Below are 17,028 nucleotides of genomic sequence, written 5' to 3' on the forward strand. Positions count from 1 at the left end.
GGCGGTCACACCAGCGCGCCCGCGTACCCCCGGGCCTGTAGCCGCTGCCCGGCGGTGTTGCCGAGGCGCACCTGGAGGCCCAGCGGCACGGCGGCCCGGCGGACGTCGTCCACGTGCAGCGAGCCGTGCCGGTCCACGGTCAGCACCGGCGGCTCCTCCAGCTCGCCGACCGGCGCGTGGAAGGAGAGCAGGGTCACCGAGGTGGTGAGGTAGCCCGGGTAGGCAGCGCGGGCCACCGCCTCGTCCGGGTGGGCGAGCACCACCAGGTCGCGCAGGTGAGCGAAGTCGGCCGCGAGCGCGCCGGCCTTCCAGTGGGCCGGCTCGTCGGCGGCGCCGGTGTGGTGCCGGGACCGGTTCGCCGACGTGATGTAGAGGTGGTCGGTGCCGGTCTCGGCGAGCGCCCGCTCGAAGAACGTGTTGGACGGACAGGTGAGGCCGGGAGCGATGACCTGGGCGGTCCGCAGTCCGCAGTCGACCTGGGTGAGGTGGTCGGGCAACCGGTCGGCGGCCGGACCCCGGAAGCCGAACGGCCCGGCACCGTAGAGGGCGTCCATCAGGGCCCGCACCCGGCCGACCGGCAACCGGGGTGAGATGCGGGACCAGTCGAACATCCCCGGGATACGTCCGATCGCGGTGGTGATGCTGCCGACCTGGTCGACGGCCCGACCCTTGGCCAGGTTCACCCGACGGACGGTGGCCGGGTCCGGGCGGGCGACGAGGGCGTAGACGTTGGCGAACGCCACCGCGACGACCGCGCCTCCGGCGAGCGCGCGGGCAGCGACCGCGACGTCGTGGGGGCGGTCGACGTAGAGCGATGGTGTCGGGACGTCCATGGGTCCTCCTCGGCGGGCCGTGAGGCAGTTCTACGTCCGATGCCCCGCGCGGCGGCCGGGTCGGTCGGCGATCCGATAGCCGCGCGCGGAGACCTCGTGCGGGCGGCCGATGCCGGCATCGGCCGGACGGACGATGCGGCGGGGGTACGACGCGTCCACCGTTAGCGGCGCGACCCGATTGGGTACAACGCGTGCACCTCAGCTCCACCACATTCCTTCAGGAGGCAGCGATGCGCGGCACCTCGATACTCGGAGTCATCGTCGTTATCTGGCTGGTGATCGGCGCGGTCGCCGCCGGCCAGCGGGGCTACTACAGCGGCGACGACACCAACTGCGCCGAGGCGGGCACGATCCTGGTCACGATCGTGGCCGGACCGTTGAACTACATCGGGGCCAATCCCAAGATCGACTGCAAGCTGCCCGAGCCGTCCAAGTAGGACGAAGGCGGTTCGCCCGGCCCGCGCCCGCGTAGGGCGCGGGCCGTTTTCCGTCCCAGGGTCGGGCGGGCGGTCGGCGGTCGGCGGTCGGCGGTCGGCGGTCGGCGGTCGGCGGTCGGCGGTCGGCGGTCGGCGGTCGGCGGTCGGGTGATGGTGAGGGCGGTGCCCAGGGCGGGCGCAATGGGGCGAAGGAGCCGAAAGGTGATGTCGGGGCGTTCATCGCGAAGAGGGGACATCTATCCGGCACCCGGCCGCTGACAGCCAAAAAGTTTTGTGGGGTCTCTACAACTCAGCGGCGGTTGGTTCGGCCGTTGCACCATGGCGCCGTCCGCTCCGAGCCGGAAAAGTGATCACTGCCGGGAGCCGTCGTGTCTCGGCACGTACAGATGGTCTACCAAAGGGGTCAGTCGGGTGTTCAACCGCGTCGCCATCGTCAACCGTGGTGAGGCCGCCATGCGGCTCATCCACGCGGTCCGGGAGCTGGCCGCGGAGACGGGCAGCCGGATCGAGACGGTCGCCCTCCACACCGACGTCGACCGCACGGCCACCTTCGTGCGCGAGGCCGACATCGCCTACGACCTCGGGCCCGCGTCGGCGCGCCCGTACCTGAACCTCGCGACGCTCGAGCGCGCCCTGACCGAGACCGGTGCCGACGCCGCGTGGGTCGGCTGGGGCTTCGTCGCCGAGGATCCCGCCTTCGCCGAGCTGTGCGAGAAGATCGGGATCACCTTCGTCGGACCGAGCCCGGAGGCCATGCGCCAGCTCGGCGACAAGATCGGCGCGAAGCTGATCGCCGAGCAGGTCGGCGTGCCGGTCGCGCCGTGGAGCCGCGGCGCCGTCGAGAGCCTGGAGGCCGCGACGGCGGCAGCGGCCGAGATCGGCTACCCGCTGATGCTCAAGGCGACGGCCGGCGGCGGCGGGCGCGGCATCCGCGTGGTCACCAGCGACGCCGAACTCGCCGACGCGTACGAGCGCACCAGCCAGGAGGCGGCGCGGGCGTTCGGCAGCGGCATCGTGTTCCTGGAGCGCCTGGTCACCGGTGCCCGGCACGTCGAGGTCCAGGTGATCGCCGACGGTCAGGGCACCGCGTGGGCGCTGGGCGTGCGGGACTGCTCGGTGCAGCGGCGCAACCAGAAGGTCATCGAGGAGTCGGCCTCGCCGGTGCTCGACAAGGCGCAGGCCGCCGAGCTGAAGACGTCGGCGGAGCGGCTCGCCGTGGCGGTCGGCTACCGGGGCGCGGCGACCGTCGAGTTCCTCTACCACCCCGGCGACCGGCTGTTCGCGTTCCTGGAGGTCAACACCCGCCTGCAGGTCGAGCACCCGATCACCGAGCTGACCACCGGATTCGACCTGGTCAAGGCGCAGCTGCACGTCGCGTCGGGCGGCCGGCTCGTGGGTGACCCGCCGGTGGAGCGCGGGCACGCCATCGAGGCCCGACTCAACGCCGAGGACCCCGACCGTGACTTCGCGCCGTCGCCGGGGCGGATCGCGCGGCTCGACCTGCCCGCCGGGCCGGGCATCCGGGTGGACACCGGCGTCAGCGAGGGCGACACCATCCCGGCCGACTTCGACTCGATGATCGCGAAGATCATCGCGTACGGGCGGAACCGGGACGAGGCGCTGGGCAAGCTACGGCGGGCGATGGCCGACACCACCGTCATCATCGACGGTGGCGCGACGAACAAGAGCTTCGTGCTCGACCTGCTCGACCAGCCGGAGGTCATCGACGCCAGCGCCGACACCGGCTGGATCGACCGGGTCCGGGGCGAGGGCCGGCTCGTCACGCACCGGCACTCCGCGGTCGCGCTGGCCGCCGCCGCGATCGAGTCGTACGAGGAGGAGGAGCACGCCGAGCGGCAGCGGCTCCTGTCGACCGCCGCCGGTGGGCGTCCGCAGGTGCAGCACGCCAGCGGCCGACCGCTGGACCTCAAGCTGCGCGGCGTCACCTACCGGCTGCGGGTGGCCCGGATCGGCGCGCACCGGTTCCGTGTCGGCATCGAGGCGGGCGGCGACGTCCGCACGGCCGACGTCGAGCTGGACCGCTTCGACCGGCACACCGGCCAGATCGCCGTCAACGGCATCCGGTACCGGCTGCTCACCGGCACGCACGGCCCGACCCACCTCGTCGAGGTGGACGGCGTGACGCACCGGGTCAGCCGCGACGAGGGCGGCGTCCTGCGCTCCCCCATGCCCGCGCTCGTCGTCGCCACCCCGCTGGAGGTGGGCGCCGAGGTCGAGGCGGGCGCGCCGGTGCTGGTGCTGGAGGCCATGAAGATGGAGACGGTGCTGCGCGCGCCGTTCCGGGCCCGACTCAAGGAGTGCGCCGTCTCGGTGGGCAGCCAGGTGGAGGCCGGTGCGCCGCTGCTGCGGCTGGAGCCGGTCGCCGACGAGGCCGCCGACACCGTGGCCGCCCCGAGCGGCCCCACCGTCGAGCTGGACCTGCCCGCCGCCGACGCCGGCCTGTCGGCGTACGAGCGCAGCCGGCGCGGTCAGGAGGACCTGCGCGGCCTGCTGCTCGGCTTCGACGTCGACCCGCACGACGACCGGCGGGTGCTCGACGACTATCTCGTCGTACGCCGGTTGGCGGCCGAGGACGGGCACCGGCCGCTGGCCGCCGAGCTGGACCTCGTCGACGCGTTCGCCGACCTGGCCGAGCTGAGCCGCAACCGGCCGACCGGCGAGGACGGCGGCGCGCACGCGCGCAGCGACCGGGAGTACCTGCACACCTACCTGCAGAGCCTCGACGTGGAGCGGGCCGGTCTGCCGGACGCCTTCCAGGCCAAGCTCGCCAAGGCGCTCAGCCACTACGGCGTGACCGACCTGGAGCGCTCCCCCGGCCTGGAAGCCGCGGTGTTCCGGATCTTCCTGGCCCAGCAGCGCGCGTCCGTCGACGCCACCGTCGTGGCGTCGCTGCTGCGGGAGTGGCTGCGCGAGACGCCGCCGGACGAGTCGCTGCGCGAGCCCGCCGGTCTGGCGTTGGAGCGGCTGGTGGCCGCGACGCAGGTCCGCTTCCCCGCGATCGCCGACCTGGCCCGGGGCGTGGTGTTCGCCTGGTTCGCGCAGCCGCTGCTGCGCCGCAACCGCGCCCGCGTCTACGCGCAGGTACGGGCCCACCTGCGACACCTGGACGCCCACCCGGATTCGCCCGACCGCGCCGAGCGCGTCGCCGAGATGGTCCGCAGCACCGAGCCACTGGTCCGACTGCTGGGCCAGCGCCTCGTGCGGCACCACCTGGACAACACGGTCATGCTGGAGGTGCTCACCCGCCGCTACTACGGCAACAAGGCGCTCAACCGGGTGCGGACCCGCGAGGTCGCCGACTGCTCCTTCGTGGTCGCCGAGCGCGCGGACTCCACCGTGGTCTCCGCGGCCGTCCGCTTCGACGGGCTGGGCGACGCGCTGCGCGGGCTCGCCGAGCTGGCCGGCGCCGAGGATTCCGTCGACGCCGACATCTACCTCGGCTGGGAGAACCAGCCGGAGGACTTCGACGCGATGGCCGCCGCGCTGCGCGACGTGCTCGCCGCCCATCCGTTGCCGGCGCGGGTCCGTCGGCTCACCGCCACCGTCGCGGGTCGCGGCGGGGCGGTCATGCACCACCACTTCACCTTCCGCCCGTCGGACGCCGGGATGGTCGAGGACCGGCTGATCCGCGGTCTGCACCCGTACATCGCGCAGCGGATGCAGTTGGAGCGGCTGCACAAGTTCGACCTGACCCGGCTGCCGTCGTCGGACGAGGAGGTCTACCTCTTCCAGTGCGTGGCGCGGGAGAACCCGGCCGACGAGCGCCTGGTGGCGTTCGCCCAGGTGCGTGACCTGACCGAGCTGCGCGAGCAGGACGGCCGGCTGGTGGCGCTGCCCACCGCCGAGGACGCGGTGGCGGCCTGCCTCGACTCGATCCGCCGGGCCCAGTCGCGCCGGCCGTCGAAGACGCGCTTCACCACCAACCGGATCGTCGTCTACGTGTGGCCGCCGAGCGAGCTGACCCGCGAGGAGATGGAGATGATCGCCGGGCGGGTGCGCCCGACGACGGTGGGCGCCGGCCTGGAGGAGATCCTGTTCATCGCGCGTCAGCGCGACCGCCGCACCGGCGAGCTGACCAAGATCGCCGTACGGATCTCGTTCGACGCCCAGGGCGGCGCGGAGCTGACCGTCGGCGAGCCGCCGGCCGAGCCCGTCGAGCCGCTCGACGAGTACCGGCTGAAGGTGCTGCGGGCCAGCAGCCGCAACACGGTGTACCCGTACGAGCTGACCGGTCGGCTCGGTGAGTTCGTCGAGCACGACCTCGACGACGCGCACGTGCTGGTGCCGGTGGACCGGCCCAAGGGGCGCAACCGCGCCGCCATCGTCGCCGGTGTCGTCACCGCGCCCACCGAGCGACACCCGCAGGGCGTGACCCGGGTCGTGCTGCTCGGCGACCCGACGAAGTCGTTGGGCGCGCTGTCCGAGCCGGAGTGCCGGCGGGTGATCGCCGCCCTGGACCTGGCGGAGCGGATGCGGGTGCCGCTGGAGTGGTGGGCGCTGTCGGCCGGGGCCAGGATCTCGATGACCTCGGGTACCGAGAACATGGACTGGGTGGCGGCGGCGCTCAAGCGCATCGTCGAGTTCACCCAGGCCGGCGGTGAGATCAACATCGTGGTCGCGGGCATCAACGTGGGCGCGCAGCCGTACTGGAACGCCGAGGCCACGATGCTCATGCACACCAAGGGTGTCCTGGTGATGACCCCGGACTCGGCGATGGTGCTCACCGGCAAGCAGTCGTTGGACTTCTCCGGCGGCGTCTCCGCCGAGGACAACTTCGGCATCGGCGGGTACGACCGGGTGATGGGTCCGAACGGGCAGGCGCAGTACTGGGCGCCGAACCTGACCGCCGCGCGGGACGTGCTGATGGCCCACTACGACCACACGTACGTCGCGCCCGGCGAGGACGCGCCGCGTCGCGCGACCACCACCGACCCGGTGGACCGGGACATCTCGGAGTTCCCGCACGACGTGGCGGGCAGCCCGTTCCGTACGGTCGGCGAGATCTTCTCCGCCGAGGCCAACCCGGACCGCAAGAAGCCGTTCGACATCCGGACGGTGCTGCGGGCCATCGCCGACCAGGACCGCCCGGTGCTGGAGCGGTGGGCGGGCATGGCCGACGCCGACACGGCGGTCGTGCAGGACGCCCACCTGGGCGGCATCCCGGTGTGCCTGCTCGGTATCGAGTCCCGGTCGGTGCCGCGTCGGGGGTTCCCGCCCACCGACGGCCCGGACACCTACACGGCGGGCACGCTCTTCCCCCGCTCGTCGAAGAAGGCCGCGCGGGCCATCAACGCGGCCAGCGGCAACCGGCCGCTGGTCGTGCTGGCCAACCTGTCGGGCTTCGACGGCTCGCCCGAGTCGATGCGCAAGCTGCAACTGGAGTACGGCGCGGAGATCGGCCGGGCGATCGTCAACTTCCAGGGCCCGATCGTGTTCTGCGTGATCTCGCGGTACCACGGCGGCGCGTTCGTGGTGTTCTCGAAGGCGCTGAACCCGAGCATGACGGTGCTCGCGTTGGAAGGGTCGTTCGCCTCGGTGCTCGGTGGCGCTCCCGCCGCCGCGGTGGTGTTCTCCGCCGACGTCAACGCCCGGACGGCCGCCGACGAGCGGGTACGCGCCCTGGAGGCCCGTGTCGCCGCCGCGTCCGGCACCGAGCGCGCCGCGTTGACGGCCGAGCTCGACGAGCTGCGGTCCTCGGTGCGGGCGGAGAAGCTCGGCGAGGTGGCTACCGAGTTCGACCGGGTGCACAACATCCAACGGGCCGTCGAGGTCGGCTCGGTGGACGCCGTCATCCGCGCCGCGGAGCTGCGTCCGCGCGTCATCGAGGCGATCGAGGCGCGGCTGAACGCTTGATCCGCCGCCGGTCCCGCTGAGTGGGGACGGCGCCGACCCATCCGGGTCGGTGCCGTCCCCGCTGTCGTTGACGCCCTGCCGCTCGGCGCAGCGGCGAAACTTTCATCCGATGACTATCCACAGTCGCGCAGCTCACCCGACTATTTTCCGGAAGTTTTCAGAGTTGACGGGGCCCATCGACGGCCATAATGTTTCGAACGAGTTTCCGGTCCTTCGAAGCCACTCCCCGCGCCCTTTCATCCCGGGCCGCACCCTTCCTTCAAAGATCGACACTTGTCGATCATTATCGAGAGGTAGGCAGATGAAGCCAAGACGGTGGATCAGCGCCGGCGTCGTCGCCGTCGCGACCGCTGCGGCGTTGAACGCGGTTCCGGCCACCGCGAGCCGGCCGTACGACCCGACCAGCCAGACGCTCGCGGCCCTCGGCCAGCGCCACGGCCTGAAGATCGGCACCGCGGTCAACGCAGAGGCCCTCAACGACGCCAACGACCCGCGCTACCGCCAGCTCGCCGCCTCAGAGTTCTCCTCGGTCACCGCCGAGAACGCGATGAAGTGGGAGAGCCTGGAGCCCACCCGGGGCACCTACGACTGGACGGCCGCCGACCAGCTCATCCAGTTCGCCCAGCGCAACCACCAGAGCGTCCGGGGCCACGTGCTGGTCTGGCACAACCAACTGCCCGCCTGGCTCACCAGCGGCGTCGCCGACGGCACCATCAGCAAGCAGGAGCTGCGCGAGCTGCTGCGCAAGCACATCACCACCGTCGTCGACCACTTCAAGGGCAAGATCTGGCAGTGGGACGTCGTCAACGAGGCGGTCAGCGACCCCTGGGACACCCCGTCGACGCTGCACTACAAGGGTTTCTGGGCGCAGAACCTGGGCCCGGACTACATCGCCGACGCGTTCCGCTGGGCCCGCGCCGCCGACCCGAAGGCGCTGCTGTTCTACAACGACTACAACATCGAGGCGTTCGGCTCGGGCAACCCGGCCGACGACAAGACGCAGTTCGTCTACGACATGGCCAAGGGCCTACGCGCCAAGGGCGTCCCGATCGACGGCGTCGGCTCGCAGGGCCACCTGGGCACCCAGTACGGCAACTTCGACACCCTGCAGGTGACCGCCGCCCTGAAGCGCTTCTCCGCGCTCGGCCTGGCCACCGCGTTCACCGAGGTCGACGTCCGGAGCCAGCTGACCGAGGGCGTCCGGGCCGGCAACTCCGAGGAGATCAATCCCCGGTTGCAGGCGTCGGCCGCCAACTTCAGCGTGCTGATGAAGGCGTGCCTCGCCGTACGCGACTGCCTGTCGTACACCGTCTGGGGTTTCAGCGACAAGTACTCGTGGGTGCCGGACTGGTTCAACGACCCGCCCGAGGGCCTGGCCACCATCTACGACGAGAACTACCAGCCCAAACGGGCGTACCAGGAGCTGAAGTCGGATCTGATCTTCGCCGGCCCGCCGTACGTCCTGCCGCGCGTCGCGCCCCGGCCGCACCGCTGAACCGGCACGGGTCGTGCGGGGTCCACCCTCCCCGCACGGCCCGTGTCAGCGGGCCACCGTCATGTCGTCATCGGGCAGGAGCGGACGCATGAACGTCCGCTCGTAGCGCACCACGCAACCCGACTCGTCACGGATCGCCTCGGCCGCGACGAACTCCGGGTCCTGGCCGAACCGTGCGCGGTACCGCTCGTACGCCGCGAGGCTGTCGAAGCTGAACAACGCCTCGGCCCGGTCGCTGGCGCCCTCGGCGGGCAGAAAGTAGCCGTGGTGCACGCCGCCGTGCCGGGCCACGAGCCGCATCCACGCGCGGGCGAACCGTTCGAACGCCTCGATCTGCGCGGGGTCGATGGTGTAGTGCACGACGCAGGTGATCATCGGTCCACCATAGAGCTCCGGGCGGCCGGCAGTAGGATCGCGGACACCTCGGCGAAGAGTGCCGCCCTGCTGCCGGAGTCCGCATGTCCGACGATCCGCCCGGCGACACCGACCGCCGCCGGGGCACGACCGTCCCTGGTCGGCGCGCGAACGGCCCGTTCCGCGCGATTCGCCGGGCCCTCGCCGTCGGCTGTCTCGTCGTCGTCGCCGCTGTGCCGGCCCGGCCCGTCCCCGCCTCCCCCGGGCCCACGACCCTGTGGGTGGCGCAGATGAACCTGTGTGACAGCGGTCGCGCCGCCTGCTACACCGGCCGGGCGGTGCCCAGGGCCGCCGAACTGATCAGGACCGAGCGGCCCGATCTGGTCACCCTCAACGAGATCTGCCAGGACGACGTGCCCACGCTGGAGGCGGTGTTCGCGACGGTCCACGGCCGCGCGAGAGTCACGTCCGCCTTCCAGGCTGCCGGCGACCGGCCCAGCGGCGCCGACACCCGGTGCCGCAACGGTCGGGCGTACGGCATCGGTCTGCTGGCCCGACTGCCGACGACGGTCAGCCGGTACACGGTGCACGGTGGGATCCACCCGGCGCAGGACCTCGCCGACCCCGAGGAACGACCCTGGCTGTGCGTGCACGTCGAGGGCGGGTTCAACGCCTGCACCACCCACCTGGCGGCCACCAGCCGCAGCGTCGCGCTCACCCAGTGCGGCCACCTGATCGACGGGATCCTGCCCGCCATCGCCCGCAGCGCCGGGTACGCCCCAACGGTGCTGAGCGGCGATTTCAACCTGCGCCCCGGCGACGTCGGGTCCTGCGTGCCGCCCGGTCATCCCCGCGTCGGTGACGGGGCGGTGCAGCACATCGTGGCCAGCGACGACATCAGCATGTGCTGCGCCCGGTCGGTGGACCTGGACGGGGCGACCGACCACCCCGCCCTGTTGGCCACCCTCGTCGTCGGCTGCGCCCGCCCGGCCCGTCAGTCCTCGTCGTCGTCCGGTTCGAGGTCCTGCTCGTAGTAGTCGAGGTCCTCCTCGTCCATGTCCTGCGCGGCCAGCGTCTTCTCGGCCTCGTCGGCGCGACCCTGCGCCCGCAGCGCGAGGGTCAGCACCGCGGTGGCCTCGTAGCCGTACTCGTCGGGGTCCTCGGCCAGCACCTCCCGGGCCTCCGCCTCGGCGCGGGCCGGCTCGCCGAGGCGCAGCCGCAACCGCGCCCGGTGCAGCCGGGCCGAGCGACGACCGTCCGCCAGCTCGTCGCCGTCGAACAGGGTGACGGCCCTGTCGAGCCGGTCGAGCGCCTCGCCGGTACGGCCGGCGCGGTCCAGCAACTGCGCGGCGGCCACCTGGTCCCGGCCCGACAGCTCGGCGGAGGTGGGCCGCGCTGCCGCGCCGAGGGCGTCGACGCGCGCCAGCACCGCCCAGGCGACGTCGTCCGGCGGCCGGTTGGCGAGCCGGCCCAGCGCCTTGCGCAGCACCCGCAGCTCGGCGTCGGCGTCACCGTTGGCCCGGTGCCGGTCGGCGGCCGTGACCAGGTGCGTGAACCCCTCCGTACCGTGGAGCAGGTCGGCGGCGTCCTCCAGGACAGCCGCCAGCGGCGGCAGCCCGTCGGGCAGGTCCCCGGCCCGGATCAGCTCGGCCAGCACCACCCGCGCGGCATCGCGGTGGTGGTAGCCCCGGCGGTACAGCTCCCACAGCAGGTGGCGGCAGCGCAGCGCGTCGTCGCGCAGACCGACCCGGTCGAGGCTGCGGACCGCCTCCTCGGCGGCCTCGATCGCGTCCTCCTGCCGGCCCGCGTTGCGCAGGGTGTGCGCCACGTCGAGCCGGGTCCGCGCGGCGCCGGCCTGGTCGCCGGCCGCGGTGAGCGCGGCGACCCGTTCGACGAGCGCGGCCAGCGCCGGGTCGGCTGCCCGCTCGGACGTGGTGACCCGCCCGGCGAGGACGGTGAGCGGCACGTGCCGCGCCACCGGCGTCGCCGCCATCCGCGCCTCGACCCGCTCGCTCTGGTGCCGGTTGCCGTTGCGGACGTCGAACCGGGCGGCGATCGCGCGGGCCTGCGCGGCCACCTCGTCGTGGACCTCGGCGACCGTCGCCTCCCAGCGGCGGGTGCCGTCGTCCGAGCGGCGGGACACCACCAGGTCGGCGTGGCCCGCCGCGCGCAGCCGGCCGAGCACCAGCGCGGCGGACGCGGCGAACTCCATCGCCGCGTACGGCGACGAGGGGCGCTCCAGCCAGCTCAGGTGCCGCTCCACCAGCTCCAGGCCCCGCGCCTCGTTGCCGGTCAGCCCGCAGAACAGCACGTGCTGGGCGAGGTTGTCGAGGTGGTGACGGTCGTCGCGGATGCGGCGGTAGCCGTCCCGGTGCGCCTCGACGGCCTCGTCGAAACGGCCCGTCCGCAGGTACGGCGTGAGCAGCTCGCTGAGCATCCACTGTGGCTGTTCGGTGCAGCCGCCGCGCTTGTACGGCTCCCCGATGGTGATGGCCTCGTCGAACCTGCCGAGCGACGTGAGGTGCCGGACCTGCCCCGACGGAACACACGCCTGGCAGTCGGACATCGAGTCGCGCTTGGCGGTGACCATCCGGTCGTACGCCTCCTGGGCGGCATCCATGTCCCCCACGTGGTGCGCCACGAGCCAGCGGTGCTGGTGGACCGCGTGCAGGCTGTGCCCGGCGAGCCGGTAGCGGCGCTGCATGTCGTCGAGCACCGCCCTGGTGCGCTCCAGCGGGATGTCCGGGAACTGGGGCAGCGCCCACACGATCCACTTGAAGTCCCACAGCAACGTGCGGGTGTGGTAGGCCTCGACCACCTCGGGCTGCCGGTCGGCCGTCGCCAGGCACCAGGAGAAGGCGAGGAACGCCCGGGTCGGGTCGCCGCCGTGGTGGAAGTCGCTGATGGCGTTCATCCGGGCCGAGAAGGCGAACGGCACGTCGCCGGCCGCGTCCGCGTGCCGGAAGACCGCGTCCAGCGCGGCGAAGCGGGCCGGACCACGTGGCAGCGCGTACGCCTGCGCCAGGCGGTCCCGCAGCTCCTGCTCGGAGGTGGTCATCGGGTTCCCTCCATGGCGCGGGCGAGCAGACCGAGGAACGACTGGTTCAACGCGGCCGTGTCGGCGGGCCGCAGCGGCTGGTGGCCCAGCAGCAGCGCCTGCACGTACAGGCCCTCGATCGCCAGCGTCGTCAGCTCGTCGTCGCCGGCGGCGATGGCCTGCCGGACGAGGGGGTTGCGGTGGTTGAACACGAGCTGCGGTCGCTCGTCGCGGCCCTGCGTGAAGGTGCCGAGGATCGACGACCACAGTTCGTCGGCCTGCTCCTGCCCCTGACGCAGGTCCACCGCCAGGGCGGTGTCGCCGTCGAGCAGGTGCAGCGCCGGCATGCTGGCCGGTTCGAAGGCACGCACCAGCACCTGCACGCCGAGCCGGTCGAGGGTCCGCTGCGCCAGGACGAGGAAGGGCCGCACGGCCAGCTCGACGTCCGGGTCGAGCGGTTCCAGCCGGGTCGCCAGGTCACTCGCCGTGAGGATCTCGGTGACGACGCCGCTGTCCACGTCGGGCAGCCGACGCAGCAACTCGGCGTCGTACACGTAGCCCGCGTTGACCACGGCGATCCCCTGGGCGGCGGCGACCGCAGCGAGCTGCCGGAACTCGTCCACCGACGGCGTGTACCGCACCACGCCGTGCCGATCCCGGAACTCGGCGAGCGTCAGTGGGCCCATGTTCGTCTCGAACGGCCACCACTGCTCGACCAGGCGCAGCATCTCGTCGTCGTGCACCGCCAGGGCCTTGACGCCCAGGTGGTGCACCCGCAGGAAGGCCTGGAGGCGACGCGGGTCGGTGCGTCCGAGCCGGGTCATCCAGCCGCGCAGGGTGTCGCCCAGCGCGTCGCGGACCTCGTCGAGCAGCGCGTCCTCGTAGAGCGCCTCCCGACTCGCGGTCGGGCGCAACTCGGTGGTGTCGACCACGCACCGGACGAAGAAGGCCCACTCCGGCAGCAGCCGTTCGATGTCCTCGGAGAGGAGCATCTGTTTGAGGTAGACCCGGTGGGCCACCCGCGACGTCGGGTTGGCCGGCATGGGCAGCACGAACGCCACCCCGCGCAGGCCCGCCGCGGGCACCGCCAGGTCGATCACGTCGAAGGGCGGAAAACCGAAGACCTCCTGGGCGTACGCGTCGAGACGCTCCCGCCGTGCCGCCGCCGGCTCGGCCGGGTCGTTCTCCCAGGGGGCGAGGCCGGTGGTGATGGCCTCGTGGTCGACGTGGACGTCGATCGGCAGCAGTGACCCGTACAGCGCGGCGATCTCGACGACGGTGTCCCTGCGCAGCCAGTGCTCGGCGCCGCGCCGGGGCACCAGGGTCACCGTGGTGCCCTGCGCGGGGCGTTCCCGCTCGGCCGGGGCGATGTGCAGCTCGTAGCGCCCGTTGCCGTAGCCGATCCACTCGACGGTCGGCGAGTCGGCCGCACGGGTGGACACCCGGATCTCGTCGGCGACCAGGAAGCAGGAGAGCAGCCCGATGCCGAACTGGCCGAGGAACTCGTGTCGGGCGAATCCCAGCTCGTCCCGCTTGGAGCTGCGGCCGATCGTGGCGAGCAGTTCGTGCACCTGCGCCTCGGTCAGACCGACGCCGGTGTCCTCGACGCGCAGCGTGCCGTCCCCGGTGGACTCCGGTGGGTAGATCCGGATCGAGCCCGGCGCGCCGGGCTCGCCCGCCCGACGGGCGGTGATCGCGTCGACGGCGTTCTGCATCAGCTCGCGGACGTAGACGCGTGGGCTGGCGTACAGGTGGTGACTGAGCAGGTCGACGATGCCGCGCAGGTCGACGTGGAAGGTGTAGCTCACAACCGCCCTCTCCCGTGATCCGATCGGCTGCACCCTAGCGGCTGGCCCGACGCGCTGGGGGGCGCGTTTTCGTCGGACGGTCGTGCCATGCTGCCGCTCACCTTCAGGGCGAGGAGCGCAACGCATGGTCACGGTGATGGTTCGGGACGAGACGGCGACCGGCAGAGCCGTCGACAGTTGGCCGTTGACGGGCCTGCCGGAGCGCATCTCCGCGCGGGAGTTGGTCCGGCTGCGGGTCCGCGAGGAGGTGGCGCGGTTCAACGCCGCGCGGCCGCGGCACTTCCGGGGCCTGGTGCAGCCGACCGACACGGAGGCCACGCTGAACGGCTACCGGGTCGCCCCGGGCCGGCGACTCGACTGGGAGGCGCAGGCGGACCGGGCCTGTGCCGCGTTCTCGCACAACGGTTTCCTGCTGCTGGTCGGCGACCACCAGGTCGACGACCTCGACGAGGAGATCGACCTGCGATCCGACCTCGACGTGGCGTTCGTCCGGCTCGTCGCGCTGGTGGGCGGCTGACATGGGTGACTGGACGGCACTGCTCCCCCACCTGAGCGAGGCGGACCGGCGGCAGGTGGAGACCGGTCTCGCCGAGGCCGACGAACGGATCCGCGCGGTGCTGCGCATCGCCAGCACCTACTACTGGGGATCCTCGGTGACGAACGTGCCCGAGTGGTCCACGGTGGAGTCGTGGTCGGCCGGGGAGCGCCGCCGCGCTGCCCTGGCCCTGCACCGGGAGTCGGCGTCCGGGATGAGCGGGGTGATGCCCGATCTCGCCACCGAGGATGTCCCCTTCACGCGGGCGGACCTGCTGTGGTGCCTGGACGTGGTCGCTCGCCGAGGCGGCGTCGACGACGGCACCGACCTGGAACTACCCGCCCTGATCGCGCCGCGCCTGACGGCCGCCGAGCTGGCCGACCTGGTGCCGGCGCTGTCCGCCCTGAACAGCGAACTGCTCGACGACTACTTCGTCACGGCGGCGACCCGACGGCGTACCGTCACGCTGCTCGGCCAGGCCATCGACCGCGCCACCGGCAGCCGCCTGCCGGCGTGGCTGCTGCACCACGGGGACAGCTTCGGGCCCGCCGTCCGCGCCGACCTGGACGCCGACCTCGCCGCACCCGGCGTGCCGGAGCTGCTGGAGCACTGCGCCGCGTTGGAGAAACCGGCGGCGACCGCGAAGTGGCTGCGTCGCCTCGACGAACTGCTCGTGGCCGCGCACGGCGGCCGGCAGGTCGTCCGCCGGCTCCTCGAGGCGTTCGCCGCCCACGGGCGGAGCGTGCACGACGACACGGACCGCCTCCTGCGCGGGCTGGTCTGGGCGCTGTCCCGCGAGCGCGACGAGCGGTCGACGGAGCTGCTGGCCCGGGCCACCACGAGCGCGGCGTCCGCGCCACGCCAGGCCGCCGGATTCCCGTACGCCTCGCGGACCGCCATCGCGGCGGTACGGCTGCTGGCCGACCGGGACGGTGACGTGCCGCTGCGCACGCTGGCCCGCCTCGCGGTGACGGTCCGCAACAAGGCCGTACGGAGCCGGGTCCAGAGCGCGCTGACCCAGCTCGGGGCCCGGCGTGGCTGGTCGCTCAGCGAGGTCATGGAACTGGCCGTCGACGGCCACGGACTCGGACCGGACGGGCGGCTGCGCAGGACGGTCGGCCCGTACGAGGCGACGGTCGAGATCGTGGGCGAACGGCCGCGCCTGGTCTTCGCCCGCGACGGGGTCGACCTGAAGGGCGTTCCGGCGCAGGTGAAGCAGTCCCACGAGGACGACCTCGCCGAGCTGCGGGGCCTGGTCAAGCGGATCGGCGCGACGCTGGTCAGCGAACGTCAGCGGGTCGAGGGGCTGCTGTCCGAGGAGCGCGTCTGGTCGTACCCCGACTGGTCGTCGCGCTTGCTCGACCACCCGGTGACCGCGACCTACGGGCGGCGTCTGCTGTGGGAGACCAGCGCCGACGGCCGGCGCTGGACGGCCGGTCTGCCCCGGCGCAACGGCGACGGGTGGGCGATCGTCGATCGGGACGGCCACGCCCTCGCCCAGGGATCGGTCCGGTTGTGGCATCCGGCCCGCGCGGACACGGCCGAGGTGCTGGCCTGGCGCGCGCACCTCGTCGCCGCCGGCCTGACGCAGCCGTTCAAACAGGCGTTCCGCGAGGTCTACCTGCGCACGCCGGCGGAGGAGAAGACGGAGACCTACTCCAACCGCTTCGCCGCGCACATCCTGCGCTACCGGCAGGCCAACGCCCTGCTGCGCGCCCGCGGCTGGCAGGCGGGCTACCTGGGCACCTGGGACGGCGGGTACGACAGCGAGGCCACCAAGGTCTTCGGCGGCGGCGCGTGGCAAGCGTCCTTCCACCACGCGCTCGTCGACGACCCGCACGAGCGCCGCCACGACGTCGAGTACTGCTCGACCGACCAGGTGCGCTTCGCCCGGCACGACGGCAAGACGTGGCAACCCGCGCGGATCATCGACGTGCCACCGCTGGTGTTCACCGAGGCCATGCGCGACGTGGACCTGTTCGTCGGCGTCACCTCGATCGCCACCGACCCGCAGTGGGCCGACCGTGGTGAGGACCGCTTCTCCGCCTACTGGCACCGGACAGCGGTGGCCGAGCTGACTCCGTCCGCGCAGGTACGTCGGGACGCGCTCGCCCGGCTGCTGCCCCGGATGGCCATCGCGGACCGGGTGGACCTCACGGAGCGGTACCTGCGGGTGCGGGGCAACCTGCTCGCTTACCGCATCCACCTCGGGTCGGGCAACATCATGATGGAGCCCGACGACAGGTACCTCTGCATCGTCGCCGCGCGCACCCAGACCGGTCGCCTGCACCTGCCGTTCGACGACGACCCCATGCTCGCCACGATCCTGTCCAAGGCGATCATGCTGGCCGCCGACGACCGCATCACCGACCCCACCGTCCTGAGCCAACTCCGACCCACGGTGAGCGGTTGATGCCGACCGAGCGAGTGGACTACCGGCGCATAGCGAACGAGATAGCAGGAAGGATCAAGTCCGGCAAGCTTGCGCCGGGCGAGAAGCTACCGTCCACGCGGGAACTGGCCGGACAGCACGGCGTGCACATCTCCACGATCAACCGGGTCACGACGATCCTGAAGGATCGCGGGTTGGTCGAGGGACATCCCGGTAAGGGTCTCTACGTGGCTGAAGCGGAGCAATCCGATTAACAGGCCCCG

11 protein-coding genes are annotated in these 17,028 nt (G+C 72.5%); 7 read left to right on the forward strand and 4 right to left on the reverse strand.

Annotated features, from left to right (window positions below; translation table 11 throughout):
• Positions 1-5: 5 nt before the first annotated feature.
• Entirely contained in the window at positions 6-833 is an 828-nt protein-coding gene (locus ACIBTX_RS26630) for a hypothetical protein (protein WP_357170337.1), read from the reverse strand.
• A gap of 230 nt (positions 834-1,063) precedes the next feature.
• On the opposite strand from ACIBTX_RS26630, the gene ACIBTX_RS26635 reads away from it, so the two are divergent.
• The 3 genes from ACIBTX_RS26635 to ACIBTX_RS26645 all read left to right on the forward strand — a co-directional run bounded on the left by ACIBTX_RS26635 (position 1,064) and on the right by ACIBTX_RS26645 (position 8,639).
• Positions 1,064-1,270, forward strand: coding sequence for a hypothetical protein (locus ACIBTX_RS26635; protein ID WP_355052696.1), 207 nt, complete (start codon positions 1,064-1,066; stop codon positions 1,268-1,270).
• Positions 1,271-1,681: 411 nt separating this feature from the next.
• On the forward strand, positions 1,682-7,144 hold the full coding sequence (locus ACIBTX_RS26640) for a carboxyl transferase domain-containing protein (RefSeq protein WP_363661243.1): 5,463 nt from the start codon (positions 1,682-1,684) through the stop codon (positions 7,142-7,144).
• 301 nt (positions 7,145-7,445) lie between these two features.
• Positions 7,446-8,639, forward strand: a complete 1,194-nt coding sequence (locus ACIBTX_RS26645) for an endo-1,4-beta-xylanase (RefSeq protein ID WP_357394210.1) — start codon at positions 7,446-7,448, stop codon at positions 8,637-8,639.
• 45 nt (positions 8,640-8,684) lie between these two features.
• Here the strand turns inward: ACIBTX_RS26645 and ACIBTX_RS26650 are convergent, their stop codons facing one another.
• Positions 8,685-9,014, reverse strand: a complete 330-nt coding sequence (locus tag ACIBTX_RS26650; RefSeq protein WP_357119165.1) for an NIPSNAP family protein — start codon at positions 9,012-9,014, stop codon at positions 8,685-8,687.
• A gap of 83 nt (positions 9,015-9,097) precedes the next feature.
• Here ACIBTX_RS26650 and ACIBTX_RS26655 point away from each other — a divergent pair, with 83 nt between their 5' ends.
• Positions 9,098-10,027 (forward strand): endonuclease/exonuclease/phosphatase family protein, encoded by a 930-nt coding sequence (locus ACIBTX_RS26655; RefSeq protein ID WP_357119168.1) that lies wholly within the window; start codon positions 9,098-9,100, stop codon positions 10,025-10,027.
• Here ACIBTX_RS26655 and ACIBTX_RS26660 read toward each other — a convergent pair.
• Positions 9,988-12,051 (reverse strand): hypothetical protein, encoded by a 2,064-nt coding sequence (locus ACIBTX_RS26660; protein WP_357170328.1) that lies wholly within the window; start codon positions 12,049-12,051, stop codon positions 9,988-9,990. The two genes, ACIBTX_RS26655 and ACIBTX_RS26660, sit on opposite strands and share 40 nt — an antisense overlap.
• Positions 12,048-13,838, reverse strand: coding sequence for an HSP90 family protein (locus tag ACIBTX_RS26665; RefSeq protein WP_396833144.1), 1,791 nt, complete (start codon positions 13,836-13,838; stop codon positions 12,048-12,050). The genes ACIBTX_RS26660 and ACIBTX_RS26665 overlap by 4 nt, the downstream gene beginning before the upstream one ends.
• Positions 13,839-13,962: 124 nt before the next feature.
• Between ACIBTX_RS26665 and ACIBTX_RS26670 the strand changes: the two genes are divergently transcribed.
• Genes ACIBTX_RS26670 through ACIBTX_RS26680 form a run of 3 tightly spaced genes read left to right on the forward strand, consistent with a single transcriptional unit; the run spans position 13,963 to position 17,019 of the window.
• The gene (locus ACIBTX_RS26670; RefSeq protein WP_357119177.1) at positions 13,963-14,355 is read left to right on the forward strand and encodes a hypothetical protein; all 393 of its coding nucleotides are present in this window, start codon (positions 13,963-13,965) and stop codon (positions 14,353-14,355) included.
• A 1-nt stretch (position 14,356) separates the two neighbouring features.
• On the forward strand, positions 14,357-16,786 hold the full coding sequence (locus ACIBTX_RS26675) for a DUF4132 domain-containing protein (protein ID WP_357119180.1): 2,430 nt from the start codon (positions 14,357-14,359) through the stop codon (positions 16,784-16,786).
• Positions 16,786-17,019, forward strand: a complete 234-nt coding sequence (locus tag ACIBTX_RS26680; RefSeq protein ID WP_357119183.1) for a GntR family transcriptional regulator — start codon at positions 16,786-16,788, stop codon at positions 17,017-17,019. Before ACIBTX_RS26675 ends, ACIBTX_RS26680 begins: the two co-directional genes overlap by 1 nt.
• Positions 17,020-17,028: the final 9 nt, after the last annotated feature.

Origin of the sequence: Micromonospora sp. NPDC049359, assembly GCF_044466585.1 — a bacterium.
Classification (GTDB): Bacteria; Actinomycetota; Actinomycetes; order Mycobacteriales; family Micromonosporaceae; genus Micromonospora.